The sequence below is a fragment of the Salinibacterium sp. NYA9b genome (assembly GCF_976973725.1).
Genome location: NZ_OZ333476.1, coordinates 606430 through 628143 on the forward strand (window position 1 = coordinate 606430; position 21714 = coordinate 628143).

Here is a 21714-nt window from a genome sequence, read left to right on the forward strand (position 1 = left end):
GTGAGAAAGTCGAAGCTCTTTGCCGTCAGTCTCTCCACGATTGTGCTCACAGTGGTGTTGGCCGGATGCTCCACTACGGCCCTCGGCGACACCGCGTCTGAGGCGGCCGCGGTAGGGGCTCTGGATATTGACGCGACGCAGAATGCCGAGCAGGTCATGGCGGCGAACGACACCGAGCCCACGGCATCCACCGACTTTGACTACACCGTGGCGCAGGCAGTATCGATCGCTCTGCAGGGGTCGACGGCAATCGCCAGTGGTGCCGGTGCGGTTATTGATGGCAGCACGATCACGATCACCACGGCGGGTACCTATGTGCTCGGTGGCACCCTCGATGATGGCCAGGTCATTGTCGATACCGCCGACGATGGCATTGTGCGTCTCGTGCTCGATGGTGCGGATATCTCCAGCTCGACCACGGCCGCGATCCATTTCGCGGCGGCGGATGAGGCACAGATTGCTCTGGCGAGTGGCAGCGCCAATTCGCTCAGTGACACGAGCGCTTATGCCGAGGATTCCGAGGCGGGGGCAGCGCTCGATAGCAGTACCGATCTCCTCATTTGGGGTGACGGCTCGCTCGCGGTAACCGGCAACGCGAACGATGCGATCGCGAGCTCCGATGGGCTCACGATCGACTCGGGAAGCATCGCTGTCGACGCCGTTGATGACGGCATCCGTGGCAAGGATTACCTCGTGATTCAGGGCGGTGACGTCACGGTCACGGCGGGCGGCGACGGACTCAAAGCTGACAACGAAGACGAAGAAACTCGCGGTTTCATTGCGATCACGGCAGGCATTGTGGTTGTGGATGCCGCGGGCGACGGCGTGCAGGCAGAAACCGATCTGGTCGTCACGGGCGGCTCACTCGCAGTGGTGGCCGGTGGCGGGGCCGCTGTTCTCGCCGATGCTGATGTGTCGTCGAAGGGGCTGAAGTCAGGCGACTTCACCGTGCTCGAGGGCGCTAGCATTACCGTCGATTCTTCGGATGACGCGGTGCACTCCGATGGCGCCATTCACCTCGCCTCGGGCGACGTCACGCTCGCAACCGGTGATGACGGTTTCCACGCCGAGGGCACCGCTTACATCAGCGACGGAACCCTGCTCATCACCCAGAGTGCCGAGGGCATCGAAGGTCAGGCCGTCACGATTTCGGGTGGCTTCATCGATGTCACCGCGAGCGACGATGGCATCAACGTGTCGTCATCGGACGGTTCTGACGGCGACGAAGCTGGTGGGCCAGCGACGGGAACAGAGGACGCCGCCGAAAGCACTAACACTTTGTTGATCACCGGTGGGGAGATTCTGATCGATTCTGGCAGCGACGGTATTGACGTGAACGGTGTGGCCAGCATTGAGGGCGGAACGATCGTTGTCACCGGCACCACCGACAGTCGCAATGGCGCGCTCGATACCGACAGCACCTTCACCATTTCGGGCGGAACACTTCTTGCAGCAGGCAGCTCAGCAATGGCAGAAGCGCCGGACGCCGAATCCGAACAGGCCACTGTCTCGTTCACGTTCGATACCGACCTCCCCGCGGACACCGTGGTGACTCTCGTCGATAGCGCCGGCAATGCGGTGGCGGCCTTCACCACCCTGAAAACAACCCAGTCGATTGTCTTTAGCTCTGACGTGATCGTGGCCGGTGCAAGCTACGACGCCTATACCGGCGGCGCCGTGGGCGACACCATTCTTGGCGGCTTTGCACACGCGGGCGACGACTCAGCGGCCACCCTCGTGTCGACGGCTATCGGCGGCGAAGACCCTGTCGGCAGTGTTTCGGGAGAGCGGGCAGGCGCCAGATCAGGAACCGGTGCTACCGACCGCCCCGAGCGCCAGGCACCCACTGATGGCGTGCCGACCGACCGCTAGAGGGCGTAGCGTTATCCCATGGATATTCGCACTCTCGGCCGCACCGGCCGCTCTGTTTCCGCAATCGGTCTTGGCACCTGGCAGCTCGGTGCGGACTGGGGTGACGTGAGCGAGGCGGATGCTCGCAGCGTGCTCGACACCGCAGCGGATGGTGGAGTCACCTTCTTCGACACCGCCGATGTCTATGGTGATGGTCGCAGCGAAAAGTTCATTGGTAGCTACCTCGCTGACCGGCCTGAGCTCGACATTACGGTCGCCACCAAGATGGGGCGCCGCGAAGCCCAAGACCCGAGCAACTTCACACTCCCCAAGTTCCGCGAATGGACTGACCGCTCGCGCCGCAATCTCGGCGTCGACACCCTCGATCTCGTGCAACTGCACTGCCCGCCCACCGCGGTCTTCAGCATGGATGCTGTCTTTGACGACCTCGACACCCTCGTTGCCGACGGTGCGATTGCGGCCTATGGCGTGAGTGTTGAGACCGCGGATGAGGCGCTCGCCGCGATCGCGCGACCTAACGTCGCGAGCGTGCAAATTATCCTCAACGCGTTCCGTCTCAAGCCGTTGGATGAGGTACTCCCGGCCGCGCTCGATGCCGGCGTCGGCATCATTGCCCGTGTTCCGCTGGCCTCGGGGCTGCTCAGCGGCAAGTACCGCGTCGATACGACGTTCGCGCAAAACGATCACCGCACCTACAACCGCAACGGTGAAGCGTTTGATGTGGGCGAGACCTTCTCCGGCGTCGACTTCGAGACCGGAGTTGCTGCAGCGGGGGAGTTTGCGGCGCTGCTCGCTGCCGAGCCCGCTGTTGCTGACTTCTCGACCCCGCAGGTTGCTCTGGCGTGGGTGGCCCAGCAGCCCGGCGTCAGTTCAGTGATTCCGGGAGCACGCAACGTTGCTCAGGCTCAGTCCAATGCTGGTGCTGGCGAAGTGCCGGAGCTGAGCGAGGGTTTCATGGCCGGGGTGCGCGACATTTACGACCGCCACTTCCGTGCGGCTGTGCATCCGCGCTGGTAGCACGAGCAGGAGCCCGAGCATCCGCACCCACGATCATGCTCAGACGTGTAGCCGGGTGTTCTCGCCGGGAGTGTCTGCCTGACGCGGTTGCTATTGGCGCAGTGTGCTGATCGGTTCGGTGTCGGGGATGGGGCTCGCGTCTTTGCCGCGCAGGTCGGGGTGCCAACCGCGGAGTAGTGCGGGGACGAGTGCTCCCAGTGCGGCGATGACGGTTGCCGCCCAGAACCCGCCGATGGGCCCGTGAAGGTCGATCAGGAATCCGGCGATTGCTGAGCCGAGAGCTGCGCCAATGAGCTGACCAGTGCCGACCCAGCCGTAGGCTTCGGCGGTATCGCTGAACTTTACGCTGGCGGAAACGATGGCGAAAATGACGGCGAATGCTGGCGCGATGCCGACCCCAGCGATGAGCAGCATGGCGGCGAGCCACCAGAAGTCGAGGTAGATCATCGCCAAGGCCATGCCGACGAAAACGATGAACATGCGACGGGCGAGTGCCCATGGTCCGATGGGCAAATGGCCCAAGAACAGGCCGCCAAGGAGTGAACCAATCGCCCAGATGCCGAGCACGAAGCCTGCTTGAGGGCCGTCATGACCGAACACTGAAACGACGGATGCTTCGACTGCTGATGCCGCGCCGACCAGCAGGAACCCGGTGATCGTTGCCAGCAAGACGGGGCGGCGCCGAAGTACGGTGCCGAATGAACGTTTGCTGCGCGGGATGCGCACCTGACCGACTTCGGGACTGGCAATGAACCAGGCTCCGCCGCCGATGAGAAACGCGCCAGCAACCACAATGGCCGTGGTGGTCGAGATCTGGATCGCGAGGAAAGTAGCAACTACAGGGCCGGCAACCCAAATGATTTCTTGGGCGGAGGCATCGAGAGAGAACAGTGGGGTGAGCTGTTTCGAGTTCACCATTTTGGGGTAGATCGTGCGCACAGCAGGCTGCACGGGCGGGTTGCTGAGTCCAGCGATGAGACCCACGACCATGAACATGCCGACGCTGAGCGGAGCGAGTGCGATGGTGAAGATTGCGGTCGCTGAAATGATGAGGGTGAGGATGAGCACTTTGCGCATTCCCCAAATGCCCATCCAGCGGCTCGTGAGAGGCCCGGCCACGCCTTGCCCGATACTCGTTGCGGCGAGCACGAGGCCGGCAGCACCGTAGGAATTGTGGATCTGCTCGACGTGAAGAAGGATCGCCAACGAAAGCATGCCGCCGGGCAGTCGCGCGGTGAGCTGGGCGGCAATGATTCTGGCGATGCCCGGAGTTTTCAACAGGTCGATGTATGCGTTCACAAGGACTCCAGCTTAGCTGGCCAAATGGCCCGGATTTCAGCGGGTTTTCGGGTGTCAGTGGTTATCCCTAGGCTGTGGAAAACTCCGCGAAGTTATCCACACCTGTGGAGGACACGCCCACTACATCTAGGGTTGGCGACAGGTGGCACCCACGATATATAGTGGTGAGACCGCTTGGCCGGGGGTCGCGGTTTTCGAGGTTTTATGGGGATTTTAGGGAGTTTTCGTGGCAATTACAGTCGTCAAGCGCAACGGTCAGCGAGAGCCGTATGACGCCAACAAGATCAACCTCGCAATTGAAGATGCCGCCACTGGTCTCGACGACAACATCACGTGGGTAACCCAGATCGCTTCCGAGCTCGAACTGACGCTGTTTGACGGCATCACGACGCAGCAGCTCGACGAAGCTGTTATCCAAGTAGCGCTCCAGAACGTTAAAGACGACCCGGCGTTCGACACCGTTGCAGCCCGTCTTCTCCTCAAGACCATCTACAAGCGCGTTCTCGGTGACTACACCGACGCTGCTGATCTCAAGCGCCTGCACAAAGAGCACTTCGGCCCCAACGTCATCCGTGGCGTTGAAGAGGGATTGCTCGACCCGCGCCTCACGACCATGTTCGACTTGGATGCTCTCGCCGAGCACCTTGAGCCCGCTCACGACGAGCTGCTCAAGTACATCGGTGTTGTCACCCTCAACAACCGCTACGGCATCAAGGGTCGCAACGGCGACGCTCTTGAGGTTCCGCAGTACTTCTGGATGCGCATCGCGATGGGCCTCTCGCTCAACGAAGCGAACCCGAACGAGGCTGCCCTCAAGTTCTACGAAAAGATGTCGAGCCTCGAATACTTGGCTGCCGGCTCCACTCTCGTGAACGCGGGAACGATCTACCCGCAGCTCGCCAACTGCTTCGTCATGGAAATGCAAGACGACATGGAGCACATCGCCAAGACGACGCGCGATGTCATGTGGCTCACCAAGGGCACCGGCGGAATTGGCCTCTCGGTCACCAAGCTTCGCGCTCAGGGTTCGCCCATCCGCTCCAACAACACCACCTCAACCGGTCCCATCCCGTTCATGCACACGATCGACTCGATCCTGCGTGCGGTCAGCCGCGGTGGCAAGAAGTTCGGCGCCCTCTGCTTCTACATGGAGAACTGGCACATGGACTTCCCGGAGTTCCTCGAACTCCGCAGCAACTCTGGTGACCCCTACCGTCGCACCCGCACCGCCAACACGGCCGTGTGGATCAGCGACGAGTTCATGAAGCGCGTTCAGAACGACGACTCCTGGTACCTCTTCGACCCGCTCGAAGTCACTGACCTCAACGAGCTGTACGGCCAGGCATTCTCCACGCGCTACAACGAATATGTTGCGATGGCGGATGCCGGCGAAATGCACATGTTCAAGAAGATCGGTGCTCGCGAGCAGTTCAAGTCGATCCTCATCTCTTTGCAGACGTCGAGCCACCCGTGGTTGACCTTCAAAGACACGATCAACAACCGTGCGCTCAACAACAACACGGGCACGATCCACCTCTCCAACCTCTGCACCGAGATCACGCTCCCGCAGGATGAAGACAACGTCTCCGTCTGCAACCTTGCGTCGATCAACCTCTCGCGTCACCTCCTCCCCGAGGGCGGAGTGGACTTCGTGAAGATCGCCGAGAGCGCTCGACTGGCTGTGCGCCAGCTCGACAACCTCATCGACATCACTCGCTCCAGCGTGAAAGAAGCAGACTTCTCCAACGAGCAGAACCGTGCGGTTGGTCTCGGCGTGATGGGCTTCACCGACATCATCGAGAAGCTCGGCTACAGCTACGAGAGCGAAGAGGCCTACGACCTCATCGACGAAATCATGGAGCACGTTTCTTACGCTGCGATCGACGCCAGCACCGAGCTCGCTAAGGAGCGTGGCTCGTACACGAACTTCGAAGGCAGCCGCTGGTCGGAGGGCCTCGTGCCGCTCGACTCCATCGCGCTCACGGAAGAAGACCGTGGCATGGAGATCAAGGTCAACCGCAAGACACGCCTCGACTGGGATGCCATGCGCGAGAAGGTCAAGGGCGGAATGCGTAACGCAACGCTCATGGCGATCGCACCCACCGCATCCATTGGTCTCGTTGCGGGCACCACGCCCGGCCTCGACCCGCAGTTCTCGCAGATCTTCAGCCGCTCAACCTCGAACGGCAAGTTCCTCGAAGTGAACCGCAACCTTGTTGCGACTCTTCAGGAGCACGGACTGTGGGAAAAGAACCGCGAAGCCATCCTGCGCAGCCAGGGTGACATCCAGAACGTTGCCGGCATCCCCGACGACATCAAGGCCGTATTCAAGACGAGCTTCCAGCTCTCGCCGTATGCGTTCCTTGAGGTTGCCGCTCGTGCCCAGAAGTGGATTGACCAGGCGATCAGCCGCAACATGTACCTCGAGACGCGTGACCTCGGAGACATGATGGACATCTACTTCGACGCCTGGTCGCGCGGCGTCAAGACCACCTATTACCTCCACATGAAGCCCCGCCACCAGGCAGAGCAGTCGACCGTCAAGGTCAACAAGTCCGAGGAGATCTCGTCGACTAAGGCTGCCGCGTCTGAGACCGGAGCAACAGCAGCATCATCAACCCCCGCACGCCGAGGCTTCGGCGGGTTCGCAAAGAAGGCAGAAGCATAATGAACCGCGAAAACACCACAGACGACTACTTCGTTCCCGTCGATCCCATGGACGACCTGCAGTGCGATAGCTGCCAGTAATGGGAATTCTAGGAACAGGCCTCCAAGACGGCCTCCTGCTGAAGCCGATCAAGTACCAGTGGGCAATGGACCTGTACGACCAGGCCGTCGCCAACACGTGGTTCCCTAACGAGATCCAGCTGGGCGAAGACATCGCCGACTTCAAGAAGATGACTGATGAAGAGCGTCACGCAGTGACGTTCCTCATGAGCTACTTCAACCCGAATGAGCTGCTCGTCAATAAGGCACTCGCTTTCGGCGTGTACCCCTACGTTTCTGCCGCAGAATGCTCGCTGTACCTCGCGAAGCAGATGTGGGAAGAAGCTAACCACTGCATGAGCTTCGAGTACGTTCTCGAAACCTTCCCCATCGACCGTGAAGCGGCCTACAACTCTCACGTTGATGTGCCGTCGATGGCGCGCAAGGAAGAGTTTGAGATGAAGTACATCCGTCGCATGACGGAGCAAACTCTCGACATCAACACCATCGAGGGCAAGCAGGACTTCATCCGTAACCTCGTTGCCTACAACGTGGTGCTCGAAGGCATCTGGTTCTACTCGGGCTTCATGGTTGCTTTGTCGTTCCGCCAGCGCAACCTGCTGCGCAACTTCGGTTCGCTCATGGACTGGGTTGTTCGCGACGAAAGCCTGCACCTCAAGTTTGGTATCAACCTGATTCTCACGGTGCTCGAAGAGAACCCCGAGATTCAGACCGAAGAGTTCGCTGACGAAATTCGCCAGATGATCTTGGATGCTGTGGAGATGGAAGAGGCCTACAACCACGACCTGCTCCCCGGTGGCATTCTCGGCCTCAACGCCAACTACATCAACCAGTACGTCAAGTACCTGGCTGACCGTCGTTTGGAGGAGCTCGGATTCGAGGCGCACTACAAGGTCTCGAACCCGGCCAAGTGGATGGCGACAGCCAATGACACTCTTGAGCTCGTGAACTTCTTTGAGTCGACCAACACCTCATACGAGGCCAACGCGTCGGCAACCACCAAAGCCAAAGTCGAGTGAGCCTGACCGTTGCGCGGGTCGGTTGGTTAGACCCGCGAGCGGTCGAGCAGCGAGCGGCGATGGATGAAGAGACGGGCGCGATCTATGCCGGCCGTCAGGCTGATCTTGACGATGCCGGACGCACCGCGGTGAGAGCGGCGTTGACTGTCTCGCCCGATGACATCAGCCACACGCTGTTGGTGCTCGACGGAGACACAGTGATTGGGCATGCGGCCCTTCGTCCCTTTGAGCAATCGCTTGAAGTGAAAAAGGTATTCGTCGACTCTCGTCACCGTGGCAAAGGCGCAGCGCGTCTGCTGATGCTCGAGCTAGAAGCAGTTGCTCGCGAAGCGAATGCACGCTCACTGATTCTGCAGACGGGCAACTTGCAGACGCCCGCAATGGCGCTCTACGAGAGCCTTGGTTACGAACGCATCGATGTATTCGGCACCTACGCAGCGATCCCTTTCAGCGTCTGTTATGAGAAGTCTTTATAGTCCGTTCAGCTTCGCCATCTAAGCTGCACCGGATGGGGGATACCCCTCATCGACCTAACCCGGAACAATTGCACTGTGAGTATTTTTCGGCGGCGCCCGCGCCTTAACTTGGGCAAGTTTAAGGCGCCCGAGCCTGTCGAAGCGGCACCCATCGAACGGGTAGTCGAAGAGGGCGTGCTGATCGCGCGTAATGCCGTGCGAATGGCCGTCAAGAACCGCATTATTGTGGATGCCGCCCGTGACCACCTCGACTACGACGACGGTGCGTTAGCTGGCTTGGTGCACGTCGAATTCGACCACCTCGCCGAGCAGACGGAACCGCTGCTTCGTGGCTCCCACTCTGACCGCAACCGCGCCGTGCAGGCGGGGCTCGCTGAGGGCCTGCGCCAGGCATCCATGAATGGCGAACTCATTTCAGCCATCATCGATGAGGCGCGCGAACTAGCGTGGAGTGAGATTGGCACGGCGATTATCGCGAAGCTGCGCGATTCGTATATTCCGACCGCTGATCCGCAGTACCTGAAAGACCGCGATACACGGCTTCGTGAGCTGCGCACCATCAACTTGGCCGAGCTCGAAGCTGCGACGCAGGGCGAGTACTAAGCCCCGCATTCGTGCTCCGGGGCTGCCGCTGAGCCGTGCATCCGCTGAATATTCGTCACTGCTCTCTTGGCGCCGCAAGTACACGGCGCAAGTGAGCGTAATATTGCGCGCACCCGGGGGTAGGCTTCCAGCGTCGATGATTCAGTGGCGCACCCGTCAGGGGCGACGCCTTATCGCCGGCACCAGCTTTCATCGGGATAAAGAAAAAGGTTGCACCATGAAAATCACCTACGCGCTGCCAGCATTGGCCGTCGTCACCGTCCTCGCACTGTCGGGATGTGTTGACAACAGCACCGACACCGACACCGGTACCACCGGCGGCAGCACTGTTGAGGTCGGCATTGACGAAGCAGCTGTTGCCCTCTTGCCCGACGACATCAAAGAGGCCGGCGTTCTCGTAATCGGTATCGACCCGACCTACGCCCCCAACGAGTACAAGGATGACGCGGGTAACCCCATCGGATGGGAAGTTGACCTCGGCAACGCCATGGCTGCCAAGCTCGGTCTCGACACCCAGTACCAGCCCTCCAGCTTCGACAAGATCATCCCCAGCGTCACCGGCGGTAGCTACGACATCGGGCTTTCCTCCTTCACCGACAATGAAGAGCGCGAGAAGGTCGTCGACTTCGTCAACTACTACGAGGCTGGAATTCAGTGGGCCCAGCTCATTGGCGTCGACGTTGATCCCGCCAATGCGTGTGGCCTGACCGTTGCAGTGCAGACCGCGACGTACGAAGAGACTGACGAGCTTCCCGCGAAGTCGCAGGAATGCACGGATGCCGGCAAGGAGCCCATCGACATTCTCAAGTTCGACACTCAAGACGAGGCGACCAACGCTCTCGCTCTGGGCCGTGCGGACGCCATGAGCGCTGACTCGCCCATCACCCAGTACGCGGTGAGCCAGGTCGGCGACAAGATTGAACTCGCAGGCGACTCGTTTGACACCGCACCGTACGGCATCGCTGTAGAGAAGGATTCGGCTCTGTCGGATGCCCTCCAGGCAGCGCTGCAGTCGATGGTCGATGACGGAACCTACAAGTCGATCCTCGATGACTGGGGTGTCTTCAGTGGCGCCGTCTCGTCCATCACCATCAACGCGGCAACGTCCAGCTAAGTAGATGGCTGCATCACGCTCTGACCGTTCGGCGACACCTGCACAGGTGTCGCCGAACGGCGTTGATCAAGCAGAGGCAATCAAAGCGATTCGTCTCCGTCACCCCTGGCGCAACGTCATCGCGGTCATCCTCGTCGCGATGCTCGTGCTCTTTCTCGTCGACGCGTCTCAGCGTGAGGCGTATGGCTGGGCGAACTTCGGCAAATACATCTTCGACCAGCGCATCTCGCAGGCCGCCGGCTACACCCTGCTGCTGACGGTGTATTCGATGGTCATTGCGATCATCCTCGGTGTCACCCTCGCCGTAATGCGGCTGTCTGATAACCCCGTCGTCAAGGGCATTGCCTGGCTGTACCTCTGGGTTTTCCGCGGCACTCCGGTGTATGTGCAACTCGTCTTCTGGGGACTGTTCGCCACGATCTATTCCACGATCGATGTCGGCATCCCGTTCACTGAGCCGTGGCTGTCGTTGGAGACCAGCGACCTCATCAGCGTGTTCTGGCTTGCCGTGATCGGATTGGCGCTCAACGAATCTGCCTACATGGCCGAGATCGTGCGCGCCGGAATTCTCTCGGTCGACAAGGGACAAGACGAGGCGGCAACCGCCCTCGGAATGTCGTGGATGCAAACGATGACGCGGGTCGTCATCCCTCAAGCAATGCGCATCATCATTCCGCCCACCGGCAATGAAGTCATTTCGATGCTCAAGACCACCTCGCTGGTCACAGCCATTCCGTTCAGCCTCGAGCTCTACGGTCGCTCGCGCGACATCTCTGTCGTGATCTTCGACCCCATTCCGCTGCTGCTCGTAGCCTCGGCCTGGTACCTGCTGTTCACCTCGATCCTGATGGTCGGCCAGTACTTCCTCGAGAAGCGATTCTCGCGCGGTGTTGGTCAAGCACGCCCCGAAAAGGCGGGCACGGAGACGGGAGCGATCTCGGTGAAGACCGGTGTTATTGACACTCCGGGTGAGGCATCCGATTCCAGTACGGATCCGTCAGGAAAGGAGCACCGATGACGAACGCAACGACAAGCGGCGCACCGATGGTGCATGCCGATCGCGTCTCGAAGAGTTTCGGTTCCAATGAGGTGTTGAAGAGCATTTCGCTCTCGGTGCCCCAGGGCGAAGTGATGTGCCTGGTTGGCCCAAGCGGCTCCGGCAAGTCGACGTTCCTGCGCTGCATCAATCATCTAGAAAATGTGGATGCCGGTCGACTCAGTGTCGACGGTGTTCTGGTCGGTTACGAAGAACGCGGCGACAAGCTTTATGAGCTCAAGCCACGCGAAGCCGCCCGCCAGCGCCGCGATATCGGCATGGTGTTCCAGCGCTTCAATCTCTTCCCGCACATGACGGCCCTTGAAAACATCATTGAGGCGCCCATCCGCGTCAACAGGGTGAAGAAGGACGCTGCAATCGCGAAGGGCCGCGAACTTCTCGCGCAGGTTGGGCTGGCCGAGAAAGAGGATGCCTACCCGGCACACCTTTCCGGTGGTCAGCAGCAGCGAGTGGCCATTGCGCGCGCTCTCGCCATGGAGCCCAAGCTCATGCTCTTCGACGAGCCGACGTCGGCTCTCGACCCGGAACTCGTGGGCGAAGTGCTCGACGTCATGAAGGGTCTCGCCGAATCCGGCATGACCATGATCGTGGTCACGCACGAGATGGGGTTCGCGCGCGAAGTCGCTGACCAGCTCGTGTTCATGGATGGCGGCGTTGTCGTCGAGTCCGGCGATCCCGACGAGGTGCTCGGCAACCCGCAGCACGGCCGCACGAAGGCCTTCCTCTCGAAGGTACTCTAAGCGCGATTCGCTCGGTTCCTTTGGCTCGCTTGCGGGCTTCGGTCGATCCGGGTGCTGCTGCTAGCGCGGCTGCATCCGGATCGCACCGTCGAGGCGAATAACCTCGCCATTGAGCATGGGGTTCTCCACGATGTGCTGCACGAGCGCGGCGTACTCCGCCGGTCGTCCCAAGCGAGACGGATGCGGCACTTGAGCGCCGAGAGAATCTTGCGCCTCCTGCGGCAGGCCTGCCATCATCGGCGTCTCGAAGATGCCGGGCGCGATGGTCATGACGCGCACCAAGGCCGAAGCGAACTCACGGGCCAGCGGAAGCGTCATACCTGCGACGCCAGCCTTCGACGCCGCGTAGGCGGGCTGACCAATCTGGCCGTCGAAGGCTGCGACGGATGCCGTATTCACGATCACGCCGCGTTCGCCGTCAATCGGTTCGGTTTCGACCATCGCGGCCGCCGCCAGGCGGATGACGTTGAATGTTCCCGTGAGGTTGATGCCGATCACGGTCTCGAAGGTGTCGAGCGGCAGCACTCCCTTGCGGCCGAGCGTCTTGCCCGGGGTCGCAACGCCAGCACAGTTCACGACGATGCGCAGCGGTGCGGTTGAGGAGGCGAGGGCAACGGCAGCCTGAACATCCACCTCTGAACGCACATCGGTTGGTGCGAACAGGAAGCCATATTCGGCGGCGATCTCGATTCCACGGGAGCTGGGAAGGTCGGCGATGGTGACCTTCGCACCCTGCGCGGCGAGAGCGCGGGCGGTAGCAAGACCGAGTCCGCTTGCGCCACCGGTGATGAGTGCTGCGGCATCCTGAATCTTCAATTAGAGCCTTTCGATGAGGGTTGCGTTGGCCATGCCGCCGCCTTCGCACATGACCTGAAGGCCATAACGACCGCCGGTGCTGTCGAGCTGGTTGACGAGAGTGGTGAGTAGGCGTGTGCCGGACGAGCCGAGGGCGTGACCGAGGGCAATGGCGCCGCCGCGCGGGTTCACGATCGTGGGATCGACCGGGAACTCTTGCAGCCAGGCGAGAGCGACCGAGGCAAAAGCTTCGTTGACTTCGATGCTGTCGAGCTGATCGAGGCGGATGCCGCTGCGCTCCAACACACGGTGGGTTGCGGGGATGATCCCGGTCAGCATTTCAATCGGGTCGGAGCCGACGACCGCAAAGGAGTGGAACCGTGCGAGTGGCCGGAGCCCCAAAGCGGCAGCGCGCTCTTCGCTCATGATGAGCACCGCCGAAGCGCCGTCGGTGAGGGGTGAAGAGTTGCCCGCGGTGACCTTCCACTGAATCTCGGGGAAACGGGCGGCAATCTCGGCATCGTAGAAGGCTGGGCCGAGGCCGGAGAGACCTTCTGCTGTCGTGCCTGGCCGGATCGTTTCATCGTGGCTGAACTCGCCAATGGGCAGAATCTCGGCGCTGAAATCGGCGGCGGAAGCACGGGCATGCGAGAGCGCGGCGAAGACATCGAGGTCATCGCGGTCGAGCCCCCAGCGTGCCGCAATGAGCTCGGCGGAGATGCCCTGATTCACCAGGCCTGCGGGGTAGCGGTCGTCGAGCAATGAGCTCGTGGTGCTGTAGCCGAGGGTGGCTTGGCCGATGGGGTGAGAACTCATGAGTTCCACACCGCACGCGATCACGACGTCGTTCACGCCCGCCATGATCGACTGCGCAGCGAAGTGCGCAGCCTGCTGGCTTGAGCCACACTGACGATCGATTGTGGTGCCCGGCACCGTCTCGGGAAGCCCCGCTGCGAGCACTGCATTGCGGGCGATATTGACCGCCTGCATGCCGGATTGCGTGACGCAGCCCGCCATCACATCATCGATGGTGGCGGGGTCGAGATCGTGTCGGTCGACGAGGCTGCGTAACACCACAGCGAGGAGATCGACCGGATGCTCGCCAGAGAGCGCTCCGCCCGGTTTCCCCCGGCCCGAAGGCGTACGAATCGCGTCAACAATGACTGCCGTTGTCATGGTTCAAGACTAACGGCGAGTCCGCTTAAGCACTACGGTTAGGCCGGTTCGACACCGAACGCGCGAGCGAGCTTGTCAATCTTCTGTGCGCGGCCAAGGCGGGGCAGGTCACTGCCGTCGCGGATGACGCGGCCACGAGCTTCGAAGTCTTCCAAGAATTCGCGAGCCCACGCGACATCCGAACGAGTAGGGCTGATGACTTCGTTGATGATCGGCAGCTGCTCGATGTCGAGACACAGCTTGCCTGTCATGCCGAGGGAAACGGCCATGCCGCCCTGTTCGCGAAGAACGGGGTGGCTCGTGCCGACGGTTGGGCCGTCGATGGGGCCGGGCAGGTTGCCGACGCGGCTGGCGATAACCAGGCGCGAGCGAGGGTAGGCCATGGCGAGGTCGTCGGCGCTGGCACCGGTGTCGCGACGGTAGTCGCCACTGCCAAAGGCAAGACGGTAGGCGCCGCGGGCGCGGGCAATCGACACTGCTTCTTCAATGCCGAGGGCCGACTCCACGAGGGCGATCACGGGAGTGACTCCCTTGAGGCGGTCGAAGGTTTCAGAAACGTGAGCTGCTGCTTCGGCCTTAGCCAGCATGACTCCGCGCAAGCCCGGGAGACCGGCGAGAGCATCCACATCGTCTGACCAGAAATCGGAGGTGCGGTCGTTGATGCGAACCCACCCGCTGCCACCATTGCTCAACCATTCGACAACGGAATCGCGAGCTGTGGACTTGAGGCGCGGGTCTACGGCATCCTCAACGTCGAGGATGATCTGGTCGGCGCGTGAGCGCTCAGCAGCGTCGAAGTCTTCGGGGCGAGTTGCGGCAACCAAAAGCCACGAGCGCGCGATCTCGGCGGAAACTTCGTGGGTGGTCGGGTGATCGGTGGTGCTTTCGGACACGCGTGAACTGCTTTCTTTCAGAAGAGAGGCCGGTTATCGTGCTTCTCGCAGCCTCCAGAGTAACTTGTGGGGGTGACGGGCCGCTGAATAACAGGGTTTAGGAAGCGAGCACTTTGGCTATGCGCTGCAGGCTTACCGATTCGGCGGTTCCTAAGTGTTGCGCAAAGAGGCTCAACCGTAGTTCTTCGAGCATCCACCGGGCGCGCACGATCTGCGGTTCGGGATGCTGCTCTAGCGGCAGAGTGCCGCCCGCGTCCTTATAGCGTCGGGTCGCTAATTCGACTTCGGACATCCACCCGCGGTCGCGACCGGGGTTCTCCGTGAGCTTTGCAACCCGATGCTCGATGCCCTTCAGATAGACCGGGAGCCGGCGCAACTGGATGAGCCCTGTCGCCGACACGAAGCCGGGGAAGACGAGCGCATCGAGCTGTTCGCGCGCATCTCCGAGTGGTGCAATCAGGTGCATGCTTGTTGCGGCACGGATCGCTTTATCGGCCAGTCGAACGCCTGAAACAATGGATGCCACGAGCGAGACGGTCGCAAACAGCGAGTCGACAAGCCCTGCCGAAATCTCGTTCCGCAGCGCTTCGAATTCGCTCTGCGAGAAGATGTCGCGATCGCCCATCACGGAGTCAACGCACGCGCGCAAACAATCGTCGAAGAGCGCATTCGTGGAGCGATACGGGCTCTGGGCGAGCACCAGCTTTTCAGTGCCCGTGAGATGTTCGTTGATGTAGCCGAGCGGCGAGGGAATCGCCAACAGCAGCAGGCGACGCACACCGCTCTGGTGCGCGATGGCCTGATCGTAGGGAGTCGACATGAGGCGAATGGACACCGAGTCGCCGTCATCCACGAGTGCAGGGTAGGCGCGGATGGTGTTGCCGCCGTGCTTGGTGTCGCGGGAGCGATCGAGTTCGCCGAAATCCCAGGTTGTGATTCCGGAGCGTTCGAGGGCGTCTGCGGGGCGTTCCGGCGACCGTTGGGCGGCGCCTTCCACAGCCCGGGCAACACTCTCACGGGCGACCGGCTTGAGGCTCGCTTGCAGGCTGCGCAGTGACTTGTTGGCGCCGACTTTTTTGCCGCTCTCGTTGATCACGGCGAAGGTGACCTTCAAGTGGGCGGGAACGCGGTCGAGTTCGAAGTCGGATGCCGCGACCTTGACGTAGGTCAGTCTCGCGATTTCTTTGGCCAGATATTCGGTCACGCCTGGGCCCTCGTCGAGGGCGGCGGCTGCCGGATCGTCTGGAGCGTTTTCGAGCAAGCGGCGAGCCCAGTCAGCGGCGGGGACGACGTTGCGGCGAATGGGCTTCGGCAGGGCCTTGATGAGCGCGGTCACGAGTTCTTCGCGCAGCCCAGGCACTTGCCAGTCGAAGCCTTCGGGGCGAAGTCCGGCGAGTAGGGGCAGCGGCACAGCGACGGTCACGCCGTCATCGTCGGTGCCGGGTTCGAAGCGGTAGCTCAGGCTCAGCGTTTGATCGCCGCGCACCCACGTGGTGGGGAACGCGGTGTCGTCGACTTCGGCGTCATCCGCATTCTCGAGCAGGTCGTTGGTCGTGAGCGTCAGCAGGTCGGGGGAGTCGTGACGAGCTTTCTTCCACCAGCCTTCGAAGTCGCGCACCGAGGCCACGGTGGCGGGCACACGCTTGTCGTAGAACTCGAAAATGGTTTCGTCGTCGTGCAAGATATCGCGGCGACGGCTGCGCTCTTCGAGTTGCTCGAGGTCACGCCGCAGTGCGCGGTTGGAGGCGTCGAAGCCCCACACGCGCTTGTCGCGTTTCGTCAGGTCGTCTTCACCCTCGACAAGGGCATGGCGAATGAAGAGTTCGCGGGCGGCAGGCAAATCAACGCGCGAGAACTGGATGCGGCGGCGAGCGGCCAGCGTGACGCCATAGAGCGTCACGCGCTCGAACGCGACGGCGGCGCCTTGCTTCTTCTCCCAGTGCGGTTCCGAATAGCTGCGCTTCACGAGATCGCCGGCAAGCTTCTCAGCCCACACCGGATCGATTGACGCATTCATCCGTGCGAAGAGCCTGCTCGTTTCCACGAGCTCAGCGCTCATGATCGCATTGGGCTGTTTCTTGGCCAGTGCTGAGCCGGGGAAGATGACAAACCGAGTCTGACGGGCGCCGATGTAGTCGCGCTTGGCGACATCCTTGAGGCCAATGTGGCTGAGCAAGCCGGCCAGCAGTGAGCGATGGATGCCGTCGGGATTCGAGTGCGCGTCACCGATCACGAGACCGAGCGGCTTGGCCATCCGGCTCAACTGGCGGTAAACATCGTGCCATTCGCGCACGCGCAAATAGTTGAGATATTCGTTTTTGCACATACGTCGAAACTGGTTGCCCGAGAGTTCTTTCTGTTTCTCTTCGAGGTAGTTCCAGAGGTTGAGCATGGTGAGAAAGTCACTGGTGGGGTCGATGAAGCGGGCGTGCTGCTGGTCGGCTTGCGGGCGCTTATCGAGCGGGCGTTCTCGGGGATCTTGGATGCTGAGACCGGCAACAATCGCCATGACTTCGCGGGTCGTGCTGTGCTGCTTCGATTCGAGCACCATGCGCGCGAGCCGGGGATCGATCGGCAACTGGCTGAGCTGCTTGCCGATGCGGGTGATGCGCGGGGCCGCATCTTTCGGTTCTTTTCCGCCGGCTGAGCGTGGGCCGGTAACGCTCGATGAGGTTTTGGTGCTGCGGAGCGCAGCGGTGTTCTCGACGGCACCGAGTTCGGTGAGCAGGTCGAGACCGTCTTTGATGCCGCGAGAATCTGGCGGCTGCAGGAAGGGGAACTCGGCGATGTTGCCGAGGCCGAGAGAGATCATCTGCAGGATGACCGCCGCGAGGTTGGTGCGCAGAATCTCGGGTTCCATGAACTCGGGGCGTGCGTTGAAGTCTTCTTCGGAGTAGAGGCGGATCGCGATTCCGTCACTCGTTCGTCCGGAACGGCCCGAGCGCTGGTTGGCGCTGGCCTGGCTGATGGCCTCGATCGGCAGACGCTGAATCTTCGCGCGCGTGCTGTACCGGCTGATGCGCGCGGTTCCGGCATCGATGACGTAGCGGATGCCGGGCACGGTCAGGCTGGTTTCGGCAACGTTGGTGGCGAGCACAATGCGGCGTCGCGTGCCTGGCGTGCGGCGCGACTCGAACACGCGGTGCTGCTCGGCGGAGCTCAGTCGGCCGTAGAGGGGGAGCACTTCGGTGCCCTCGGAGAGCTTGCCGGCGCTGATGCGTGCGCGGATGGATTCTTCGGCATCCCGAATTTCGGTTTCGCCGGAGAGGAACACGAGCACGTCGCCGTCGCTCTCGCGAGAGAGCTCGTCGAGGGCGTCGTTGATGCCTTCGAGATAATCGCGGTCGGTGCGGTTCGCGGCCGCTTCTTCGGCATCCTCCGCTTCGAGATCGTCGCCAGTGCTTTCTTCGGCAACGAGGGGACGGTACCGAATCTCGACGGGAAAGGTGCGGCCAGAGACTTCAATGATGGGCGCGCCATCGAAGTGTTTCGAGAAGCTTTCGGGGTCGATTGTGGCACTCGTGATGATGATGCTGAGATCGGGGCGGCGGGCCCGCAGCTGCTTGAGATAGCCGAGCAAGAAGTCGACGGTGAGGCTGCGTTCGTGGGCCTCATCGATGATGATCGCGTCGTACTTTTTGAGGTCGCGGTCGCGGTGGATCTCATTGAGCAGGATGCCGTCGGTCATGAGCTTCACGCGCGTGTTCTTGCCCACACGATCGGTGAATCGCACTTGGTAACCCACGAGGTCTCCGAGTTCGCTACCGAGTTCTTCGGCAATGCGCTCAGCAACGGTGCGCGCGGCAATCCTTCGTGGCTGCGTGTGCCCAATGGATGTCTTGCCCAATTCGAGCAAAATCTTGGGTAGCTGGGTAGTTTTTCCGCTACCGGTCGCTCCCGCAATGATCACGACTTGGTTGTCGCGAATGGCCTTCGCGATGTCGTCTTTGCGCTGGCTGACGGGCAGCTCGGGCGGGAAGGTCACCACGATGTCAGCGCTCGCGACAGTCGCGGTGCTGGCGGAGTGAACTTCGGAGGCAGACATAGCCCTTCAGCTTACGCGCTGTGCGCCATTCTGGCCGCGCCGTTACTTCGTCGGTGACAACCAGCGCCGCAGCATCCGGGTTACTCCGGGCAGTAACACGTAGGTCATGATCGGCGTGAGGAAGAGCGTGGTGAGAAGCACGCGCGCGAGGATCGGCAGCGTATCCCAGCCGGGCACGAGCAGGGTCACAAGGTAGGTGAATGCGAGGTTGAGGGGGAAGAAGCCCAACCAAATGGTCACGGCTTGTTTCCAGCGGGGTGGTGCGGCGGAAACCGCAGGGGTGGCTCCCGCGTGCTCGACGGTCACCTCGGTCGGTTCATCGAACCAGCCTTCGATGCCGGTGCGGCGCTCGCTGCGGTGCTGGCTCATGAACGGGCTGCCGCTCTGCAGCCACCACGCACGTTCGGGGGATTGCTCCCAGTGCAAGAGTGCTGCGTCATCCGCGAACCGGTAAAGCATGTGCCACGTAGTGCTGTCGGTGCCGGCGCGTACCCAGCCGGAGCCGAGAAAGCCGGGGTAGGTGGTGGCGAGGTTGATGCCGGTTTGCATCCAGGCAGTAGCTTGCGCGATACGGGCGGGGTCAACGGTGCGTTCGATCGAAATGGTGATCGGGGCGTTTTCTGCAGGCATCAGCGCACTCCTTTCTGTTGTCCAGCGGCAACAGTGACAGCCGGTGTGGGCTTAGCTGGGTTCAAGTCTAGGTTGGATGCCGTGTGCTCTTGCTGTGCTGGTGTGTAAATTTCTTGTGTCATAGCGTTCAGTCGCGCGGTAGGCCAATTCTCGAACGTGTGTGTGTGGCGGGCCCTTTGGCGCACCCCCGTGGAGGCCACAAATGCTGTGCCCTCTCACCCTCCGCTCATCCGCGCATCACCCCCACTGTGGGGTAGACACAGGAATCCGCGCAGGATTGTGTCGTTCTTGTTGCGAATTGTGCGAATCGTCAGTTTCTATTGCCCTGACGTTCAGCAATACGGTGTAATGGCGGCCATGGGATTGGTCTACACCGTCCCTTCGACCACCTTTCTACTGGAGGAAAGATGAAGAAGAAGCGCGTCTCAGCTGCTATAGCTGTGCTCGCGGCCGGAGCCCTCGCCCTAACCGGGTGTACTCCGCCGTACGAGTCAGAAGTTATTGCCGACACCGAAATCACGGTTGCTTGGAATGACCTGATTGACAACTTCAACGGAGATAGTGCAGCAGGCAACAACACTGCTAACGCTGTCGTGTTGTACATGATGAATTCGTCGTTCTGGTACTACGACAACGAGCCAGCTCTCGTGCACAACACCGACTTTGGCACGTTCGAGAAGACGAGCGATGACCCGCTGACCGTCAAGTACACGGTCAACGACGATGTCACGTGGTCCGATGGAACCCCCATCGACTCCGCTGACTTGCTGCTCGCGTGGACTACGATCTTCGCCGGTGTCTCGGATGCTGATGGTGAGCCGCTCTTCACCTATGCGAACCCTCGCGCGGATCTCTCGTCTACTCTGCCGGAAATCGACGATAAGAGCATCACGTTCGTCTACGACTCCGCCTACGTCGACTGGGAGGTCCAATACGACCTCGGTGTTGCCGCTCACGGTGTTGTTTCCCTTGCGTACCCCGAGATCGAAGATCCCGAGGAAGCCAAGGAGATGTTCGTCGAGGCTGTACAGAACGATGACGTCGAATGGCTCACCCCGGTAGCCAAGGCGTGGAACGACGAGTACCAGGCCGCAAGCACTCCCGACAGCGACCTCGTTGCTCTCTCCAGCGGTGCCTATGTTCTCGACGAGCTCGTCGAAAACGAGTACGTCGCTCTCGTCGCGAACCCTCTCTACACGTGGGGCCCTTCGCCCAAGTACGAGCGCATCATCGTTCGCCAGATCGAGGACTCGACCGCACAGGTTCAGGCCATCGAGAACGGTGACGTTCAGATCGCAGCCGGCCAGCCGACTCCTGACGTGCTTGAGCTCGTCAAGGGACTCGACAACGCTGACTACATCACCGCGGATGAAGCAACTTACGAGCACGTTGACCTCACGTTCAACAACGGTGGTCCCTTCGACCCCGCCACCTATGGCGGAGACGAAGACACCGCACAGGCTGTGCGTCAGGCATTCCTGAAGGTTATTCCTCGTCAAGAGATCCTCGACAAGCTGATTCTCCCGTTGAACGAAAACGCCACTCTCCGTGACTCTGTTCTCCAGATTCCTGGTGCACCTGGCTACGACGAGATCGCATCGAGCAATGGTTCGGCTGACTACGCCGAGGTCGACATCGAGGGCGCAAAGCAGCTGCTTGCTGACGCTGGAGTAACCACTCCAGTTGAGGTCAAGTTCTGGTACCCCGAGGGCAACGTTCGCCGGGCATCCGAGTTCGAATTCATCCAGCAGTCGGCTGCTCTTGCCGGCTTCACGGTCGTTGACGACTCAGAGCCGACGTGGGCATTCACCGACACAGAAGCACTGCCGATCAACCCTCACGACGCGGTTATCTTCGCGTGGCAGTCGACGAGCCTCGCGCTCACCGGATCTGACCAGTACCTCGGTACCGGCCAGCCAAGCAACTTCGGTGGTTACTCCAACACCGAGGTAGACGGACTCCTCAAGGACCTCGAAACCGAGCTGGACCCTGCGGTCCAGACCGAGATCCAGGTTGAGGTCGAGAAGCTGGTATGGGATGACGCGTACGGCGTTACCATTTTCCAGTTCCCCGGAATCACCGTCTGGAACAACTCAGTAACGAACGTGGCCCCGAGCCCACTGTCGCCGACCTACTTCTGGAACTTCTGGGAGTGGGCACCGACAGACTCCGAGTAATTACTCGGTAGCGCTCACGAGTGGGCCGGACCCTGTGTCCGGCCCACTTCTGCGCACGTCGTTTGCCGCTCTGC

At 61.2% G+C, this 21714-nt stretch carries 16 protein-coding genes; 10 read left to right on the plus strand and 6 right to left on the minus strand.

Annotated elements, in window-relative coordinates; translation table 11 throughout:
* On the plus strand, positions 1–1872 hold the full coding sequence (locus ACWFSR_RS02925) for a carbohydrate-binding domain-containing protein (RefSeq protein WP_447523035.1): 1872 nt from the start codon (positions 1–3) through the stop codon (positions 1870–1872).
* Positions 1873–1890: 18 nt separating this feature from the next.
* On the plus strand, positions 1891–2889 hold the full coding sequence (locus tag ACWFSR_RS02930; RefSeq protein WP_447523036.1) for an aldo/keto reductase: 999 nt from the start codon (positions 1891–1893) through the stop codon (positions 2887–2889).
* A 90-nt stretch (positions 2890–2979) separates the two neighbouring features.
* Here the strand turns inward: ACWFSR_RS02930 and ACWFSR_RS02935 are convergent, their stop codons facing one another.
* Entirely contained in the window at positions 2980–4188 is a 1209-nt protein-coding gene (locus tag ACWFSR_RS02935) for an MFS transporter (RefSeq protein ID WP_197107709.1), read from the minus strand.
* A 226-nt stretch (positions 4189–4414) separates the two neighbouring features.
* Here ACWFSR_RS02935 and ACWFSR_RS02940 point away from each other — a divergent pair, with 226 nt between their 5' ends.
* From ACWFSR_RS02940 to ACWFSR_RS02970, 7 genes are all read left to right on the plus strand, one after another.
* On the plus strand, positions 4415–6856 hold the full coding sequence (locus tag ACWFSR_RS02940) for a ribonucleoside-diphosphate reductase subunit alpha (protein ID WP_197107707.1): 2442 nt from the start codon (positions 4415–4417) through the stop codon (positions 6854–6856).
* A 79-nt stretch (positions 6857–6935) separates the two neighbouring features.
* On the plus strand, positions 6936–7934 hold the full coding sequence (locus ACWFSR_RS02945; RefSeq protein WP_197107705.1) for a ribonucleotide-diphosphate reductase subunit beta: 999 nt from the start codon (positions 6936–6938) through the stop codon (positions 7932–7934).
* 59 nt (positions 7935–7993) lie between these two features.
* Positions 7994–8410, plus strand: a complete 417-nt coding sequence (locus ACWFSR_RS02950; protein WP_447523037.1) for a GNAT family N-acetyltransferase — start codon at positions 7994–7996, stop codon at positions 8408–8410.
* Positions 8411–8485: 75 nt separating this feature from the next.
* Entirely contained in the window at positions 8486–9013 is a 528-nt protein-coding gene (locus ACWFSR_RS02955) for a hypothetical protein (RefSeq protein WP_307783928.1), read from the plus strand.
* A gap of 217 nt (positions 9014–9230) precedes the next feature.
* Positions 9231–10127: an ABC transporter substrate-binding protein gene (locus tag ACWFSR_RS02960; RefSeq protein WP_447523038.1), complete on the plus strand. Its 897-nt coding sequence runs from the start codon at positions 9231–9233 to the stop codon at positions 10125–10127.
* A 4-nt stretch (positions 10128–10131) separates the two neighbouring features.
* On the plus strand, positions 10132–11145 hold the full coding sequence (locus ACWFSR_RS02965; RefSeq protein WP_197107699.1) for an amino acid ABC transporter permease: 1014 nt from the start codon (positions 10132–10134) through the stop codon (positions 11143–11145).
* Positions 11142–11924 (plus strand): amino acid ABC transporter ATP-binding protein, encoded by a 783-nt coding sequence (locus ACWFSR_RS02970; protein WP_447523039.1) that lies wholly within the window; start codon positions 11142–11144, stop codon positions 11922–11924. The genes ACWFSR_RS02965 and ACWFSR_RS02970 overlap by 4 nt, the downstream gene beginning before the upstream one ends.
* 60 nt (positions 11925–11984) lie before the next feature.
* Here ACWFSR_RS02970 and ACWFSR_RS02975 read toward each other — a convergent pair whose 3' ends face one another.
* The 5 genes from ACWFSR_RS02975 to ACWFSR_RS02995 all read right to left on the minus strand — a co-directional run bounded on the left by ACWFSR_RS02975 (position 11985) and on the right by ACWFSR_RS02995 (position 19463).
* Complete coding sequence (locus tag ACWFSR_RS02975) at positions 11985–12740, minus strand: 3-hydroxyacyl-CoA dehydrogenase (protein WP_197110366.1); 756 nt, start codon at positions 12738–12740, stop codon at positions 11985–11987.
* Positions 12741–13895, minus strand: a complete 1155-nt coding sequence (locus ACWFSR_RS02980) for a thiolase family protein (RefSeq protein ID WP_197107695.1) — start codon at positions 13893–13895, stop codon at positions 12741–12743.
* 38 nt (positions 13896–13933) lie between these two features.
* Complete coding sequence (locus tag ACWFSR_RS02985) at positions 13934–14788, minus strand: HpcH/HpaI aldolase/citrate lyase family protein (protein ID WP_197107693.1); 855 nt, start codon at positions 14786–14788, stop codon at positions 13934–13936.
* Positions 14789–14885: 97 nt separating this feature from the next.
* Positions 14886–18833 carry an ATP-dependent RNA helicase HrpA gene (gene hrpA / locus ACWFSR_RS02990; RefSeq protein WP_447523040.1) on the minus strand — a complete coding sequence of 1316 codons (3948 nt, stop codon included), beginning with the start codon at positions 18831–18833 and terminating at the stop codon, positions 14886–14888.
* A 42-nt stretch (positions 18834–18875) separates the two neighbouring features.
* Complete coding sequence (locus ACWFSR_RS02995; RefSeq protein ID WP_197107682.1) at positions 18876–19463, minus strand: antibiotic biosynthesis monooxygenase; 588 nt, start codon at positions 19461–19463, stop codon at positions 18876–18878.
* 407 nt (positions 19464–19870) lie between these two features.
* On the opposite strand from ACWFSR_RS02995, the gene ACWFSR_RS03000 reads away from it, so the two are divergent.
* A complete protein-coding gene (locus tag ACWFSR_RS03000; RefSeq protein ID WP_447523041.1) occupies positions 19871–21640 on the plus strand; it encodes an ABC transporter family substrate-binding protein in 1770 nt (589 codons plus the stop codon).
* Positions 21641–21714 lie beyond the last annotated feature (74 nt).

Bases quoted from the DNA above. Each gene is read 5' to 3' on its own strand.
- ACWFSR_RS02960 (WP_447523038.1), top strand. From the start codon at position 9,231: ATGAAAATCACCTACGCGCTGCCAGCATTGGCCGTCGTCACCGTCCTC.
- ACWFSR_RS02965 (WP_197107699.1), top strand. From the start codon at position 10,132: ATGGCTGCATCACGCTCTGACCGTTCGGCGACACCTGCACAGGTGTCG.
- ACWFSR_RS02980 (WP_197107695.1), bottom strand. From the start codon at position 13,895: ATGACAACGGCAGTCATTGTTGACGCGATTCGTACGCCTTCGGGCCGG.
- ACWFSR_RS02950 (WP_447523037.1), top strand. From the start codon at position 7,994: ATGGATGAAGAGACGGGCGCGATCTATGCCGGCCGTCAGGCTGATCTT.
- ACWFSR_RS02945 (WP_197107705.1), top strand. From the start codon at position 6,936: ATGGGAATTCTAGGAACAGGCCTCCAAGACGGCCTCCTGCTGAAGCCG.
- ACWFSR_RS02970 (WP_447523039.1), top strand. From the start codon at position 11,142: ATGACGAACGCAACGACAAGCGGCGCACCGATGGTGCATGCCGATCGC.
- ACWFSR_RS02930 (WP_447523036.1), top strand. From the start codon at position 1,891: ATGGATATTCGCACTCTCGGCCGCACCGGCCGCTCTGTTTCCGCAATC.
- ACWFSR_RS03000 (WP_447523041.1), top strand. From the start codon at position 19,871: ATGAAGAAGAAGCGCGTCTCAGCTGCTATAGCTGTGCTCGCGGCCGGA.
- ACWFSR_RS02995 (WP_197107682.1), bottom strand. From the start codon at position 19,463: ATGCCTGCAGAAAACGCCCCGATCACCATTTCGATCGAACGCACCGTT.
- hrpA (WP_447523040.1), bottom strand. From the start codon at position 18,833: ATGTCTGCCTCCGAAGTTCACTCCGCCAGCACCGCGACTGTCGCGAGC.